We start from the raw sequence: 3,489 nt of genomic DNA, 5'->3' as shown, positions 1-3,489 counted from the left end.
CTGATAGTAAAGAAGCAATACTTCCACCAATGACTGCTTTTAAACCAAATTCCGAAAGTGTTTTACGTTGTCCGGGAGCTAAGGATCCAATACCTCCAATTTGAATACCGATGGATGCAAAATTAGCAAATCCGCATAACATATAGGTAGCCATAATAACCGATTTGTCATAAGTTAGATGTACAGCATTTGCGGCATTTTTTAATTCCGCCAATTGAATATAGCCCACAAATTCCGAAGCTGCTAATTTAATTCCTAATAATTGTCCCATAAGCATTACATCTTCTTTAGCTACACCAATTAACCACATTAATGGAGCAAATACAATTCCTAAAATCGTTTCCAGGGAAAATTTAGAATAGGGAGTTTTTGCTGCAATAAAGTCATTCAGACCACTCCAATCACCAATCCATCCTAACGTATAATTAATCATTGCAATAAAGGCTATAAAAACTAGCAACATAGCGGCAACATTTGCGGCCAATTTTAGGCCTTCGGTGGTTCCGGTTGCAATGGCATCTAAAATATTGGAACCTATTTTATCTTTGGAAACTTCAACATTTGTATTGATTGGTTCCGTTTGTGGAAACAATATTTTGGAAACTACAATTGCTCCGGGAGCTGCCATAACAGAAGCGGCTAGCAAATGTTTGGCAAACATCAATCGCAATTCAGGATCATTTCCTCCAAGAAAACCAATATAAGCTGCTAAAACCCCTCCGGCAACAGTTGCCATTCCACCAACCATCACCAAAAGAATTTCGCTTTTGTTCATTTTTTCTAGATAGGCTTTAATGAGCAAAGGTGCTTCGGTTTGTCCTAAAAAAATATTTCCGGCTACCGATAAACTTTCGGCACCCGAGATGTTTAATAATTTTGTTAACACTAAAGCCATTCCCTTTACAACCAACTGAATAACTCCCAAATAAAACAACAAAGAGGTTAGAGCCGAAAAGAAAACAATGGTTGGTAAAACTTGAAACAAAAAGATAAATCCGAAATTGTCAACATTCATCATGCCTCCTAACAAAAATTCACTTCCAGCTCTAGTAAAGTCTAATACTTTAACAAATAAACCCCCAACAAATTCAAAAATTGATTTTACAAATCCTACTTTCAGTACTCCAACTGCTAGTACTAATTGTGCAAAAATTCCAATTCCAACAGTTTTCCAATTGATCGCTTTTTTGTTAGCACTGAATAGATAGGCAAGGACTAAAAGTGAAATCATCCCTAAAATTCCTTTCCACAAACTTGTAAAAGAAAAACCTTCACTTGCAATTAATTCTGCCTGACCTGGATTTGTTTTTATCTTATTGGAAGCAAAAAACGAATAAGCTTTGTCTTTTGTCTTCAAAGCTAAAATTGAATCTGATTTTGAAGTAATTGTAAATCTTTTGGTGGGAGCATCAGCTCCATTTTCGAATAAAAAAAGATAATTTTCCTGAATTAGGTAATCACCTTTTTGAGTAATACTGTCTGAGGTAATATTTAATATATAGCGTCCTTCTTTTAATTCTAAATAATCATTTTTTAAAGTATCTAACTGCCATTTTTTTTCCAATTCTTGAGCAAAGGTTCCCATTACACAAAAAAGCACCATGGAGAGAAGGAGTAATTTTTTATACATTATTCTTTTTTTACTGTTAATGATTGGAATTTGTTTGTTAGTGTGAGAATGCTCTAAGATTCCTTTTTGGAAATCTCATCTCTTATTTTTGCTGCTTTTTCATAATCTTCATTTTGTACCGCTTCGTTCAAAAGCTCGTACAATTCCTCGATACTTTTGCCGAAATAAATATCTTTTGATGTGGTTTTTTCAGATAATTCATAATGCTCCGGAGAGGAAAGTACGCCATCATTATCAACATTTTGTATGTCTGAATCTAAGGTATTTCCTTTTAAATAAATACCCGCTTTGTCAAGAATGTTTTTATACGTAAAAATGGGTGCATTGAAACGCAAGGCAAGTGCAATCGCATCCGATGTTCGGGCATCAATGATTTCTTCAATTTTGTCGCGTTCGCAAATAATACTTGAATAAAAAACACCGTCCACAAGCTTATGGATAATCACTTGCTTGACAATAATGTCAAATCGATCGGCAAAGTTTTTAAACAAATCGTGCGTCAACGGTCTTGGTGGTTTGATTTCCTTTTCGAGAGCAATGGCAATTGACTGAGCCTCAAAAGCACCTATAACAATAGGTAATTTTCGGTCGCCATCCACTTCATTTAGTATTAATGCATAAGCACCGTTTTGCGTTTGACTGTAGGATATTCCTTTTATTGTTAGTTTGACAAGACTCATATTATAGTAGTACAACGTAGTATTTACAAAGTACAAAGGCTAAATTAATAATAAAAAATGGGCTATCTAAACAAAGATACAACTATCTCAATTTAGATAGCCCAATGAGGGCACAATTTATAAAAAATTATGAATTTTGAGCTTTAAATTCTTTTAATTTTTGAGTCAATTTAGGAACAATTTCGAATGCATCGCCCACCACACCATAATCGGCTACTTTAAAGAAAGGAGCTTCCGGATCTGAATTGATCACCACTTTTACTTTAGAAGAGTTGATTCCTGCAATGTGTTGAATGGCTCCTGAAATTCCAATGGCAATATACAAATTGGTTGCAACCGGTTTTCCGGTTTGTCCAACGTGTTCGCTATGAGGTCTCCAGCCTAAATCGGACACCGGTTTTGAACAAGCAGTTGCGGCTCCAAGAACAGTTGCTAAATCTTCTACTAACGCCCAGTTTTCAGGACCTTTTAGTCCACGTCCGCCAGAAACAACCACTTCAGCATCGGCAATGGTTACTTTTCCGGTTACTTTTTCAACGCTCTCCACTTTTACATTGAAATCGGAGTCATTTAAAGTTGGCGAGAAATCTTCTGATGCTAAAGATGAATTTGTTTCAACCAATCCATAAGAGTTTTTGGCTAAACCTAATACTTTAATATCGGTAGTAATTTCAGTGATGTTGAAAGCTTTGTTTGAAAAAGCGTTTCTTTTTACTTGAAAAGGAGCGGTGCTCAAAGGTAAACCAACCACATTTGAAGTATATCCGGCTTCTAAACCTACAGCAACTAATGGTGCAAGGTAAATACTGTCGGTAGTTGATGAAAGTACAATTACTTTTGCTCCTTCTTTTTGAGCCGCTTGTTTAATTACATCACCATACGCCTTTGCGTTAAAAGAAGCTAATTTATCGTTGGTAACTTTTAATACTTTATCTACTCCGTATTTTGATAGTTCTGAAACATCGGCTGCATTTAAAGTTACTGCCGTTACAGTTGTCCCCATAGCATCAGCTACTTTTTTGGCATAAGAAGCTAATTCAAAAGCTACTTTTTTAAATTTTCCTTCTGCTGATTCTGCATATATTAATAATGACATATTTTTTTAGTTTAAAATGGTTTAAAAGTTTAAAATAGTTTAAAATCTTTTAAAATTTAAGTGTTTTAATTTTATACTGAACA

Annotated in this window: 3 protein-coding genes; all 3 read right to left on the bottom strand. The window is 34.9% G+C overall.

What is annotated here, in order from left to right; translation table 11 throughout:
* Positions 1-1,630 (bottom strand): NupC/NupG family nucleoside CNT transporter (locus ACIQ2S_RS12170; protein WP_396176371.1); only part of this gene is annotated, 1,630 nt, incomplete at its 3' end.
* Between the two features lie 53 nt (positions 1,631-1,683).
* Complete coding sequence (locus tag ACIQ2S_RS12165) at positions 1,684-2,310, bottom strand: bifunctional nuclease domain-containing protein (protein WP_396176369.1); 627 nt, start codon at positions 2,308-2,310, stop codon at positions 1,684-1,686.
* 127 nt (positions 2,311-2,437) lie between these two features.
* Positions 2,438-3,406 (bottom strand): electron transfer flavoprotein subunit alpha/FixB family protein, encoded by a 969-nt coding sequence (locus tag ACIQ2S_RS12160; protein ID WP_396176367.1) that lies wholly within the window; start codon positions 3,404-3,406, stop codon positions 2,438-2,440.
* Positions 3,407-3,489: the final 83 nt, after the last annotated feature.

Source organism: Flavobacterium sp., from assembly GCF_044371705.1.
Classification (GTDB): Bacteria; Bacteroidota; Bacteroidia; order Flavobacteriales; family Flavobacteriaceae; genus Flavobacterium.
This window is presented reverse-complemented; position numbering and strand designations above follow the sequence as displayed.

Excerpts from the sequence above, each read along its gene's own strand:
- ACIQ2S_RS12160 (WP_396176367.1), bottom strand. The coding sequence starts at position 3,406 with ATGTCATTATTAATATATGCAGAATCAGCAGAAGGAAAATTTAAAAAA.
- ACIQ2S_RS12165 (WP_396176369.1), bottom strand. The coding sequence starts at position 2,310 with ATGAGTCTTGTCAAACTAACAATAAAAGGAATATCCTACAGTCAAACG.